This is a genomic window from Vibrio sp. 1249-1, from assembly GCF_033340495.1.
The window spans coordinates 1-1,024 of record NZ_JAWOWJ010000155.1 but is presented as its reverse complement, the minus strand read 5'-3'; the positions used below and the strand labels follow the sequence as shown (position 1 = coordinate 1,024).

Annotated in this window: 1 protein-coding gene; it reads right to left on the bottom strand. The window is 47.3% G+C overall.

Annotation, left to right across the window (positions count from 1 at the left end; translation table 11 throughout):
- A partial coding sequence (gene fliD, locus R7Z50_RS24920; protein ID WP_318149406.1) for a flagellar filament capping protein FliD occupies positions 1-1,024 on the bottom strand: 1,024 nt, incomplete at both ends.

The following is a 1,024-nucleotide window of genomic DNA, read 5'->3' as shown; positions in this document are numbered from 1 at the left end:
TGACCCTGCATCTTACCTGTCGCGTCTTGCATCGCGGTAAATTTCGCATGGGTACGCTTTTCCAGCCCTTCCATGCGGCGATCTAATGCCGCTTGGTCATCATTCAAACGGTAGTTTTGTTCTGTGAGACTTTTCTCTCGCGTACGAATGCTGCCCGTAATACCGGTGATGCCGTGAATCGCATCTTCGATACGCTTCGCAAAACCAGTGTTACCACCGAAGAATTTTTCTAACTCGTTGAAGTTATTGTTCAACTGACGGTCAAGCATGTCATAGTTGATTTCAAGCGTGCCTTGACGTGTCGTGGTAATGCCAAATGCTGTCAATGATTTCAGATTTTCTGGTGCTTGATCGATTCGGCTTGAAAAGACGGCTTTCAATCGTGAATCGGCACTTCGCACCGTGCTGTCACCAGCTAGCGGCCCTTTTTGGCCGGTAGTTGGGTCCACACTCGAGAGTGCTTGCGAAGTTTGATAAAACGAGTTGTACGCCGAAACAAAGTTTTCGATGTCGCTGCGTACACTTTGACGGTCGTACTCGACTCCGATTTCTGCAGGCGGCTTGTTTGGTTCTGACTTGCCTTTAAGTGTCAAATCTACGCCTTCAATGGCGTCTTCAATTACGTTGTTATGGCTTGAAAGTTTTGCCACGCCATCAAGCAGCACTTCAGAATCTTGCCCTGCTTGTACCTCTGTCATACCAAGGTATTCTTCGAATGAGGATTGCGCTTTTGCGATTTTGGCTTCTGCTTCGTCGATTTTTTCTAGACGTTCACGCTCTTGAGGATCGAGTTTCGCACGATGAATTTGCTTGGCTTGCTCTTCGGAAAGCTCACCACGTTCGACTTTTGCGTCGAGTTCTTGCTTTTCATCCGCAATTTTCTGTTCGATTTCTGCTTTTTCTTGTTCTAGGAGCTGCTTAGCTTCTTTGGTCGTAACGTAAGAATCCGTCAATGTGCCTGAGGCGGCATTATTCCAACCTGGAACATCCGGCGCTTTCTCTATCGCCTTTTCATCCAATTCCA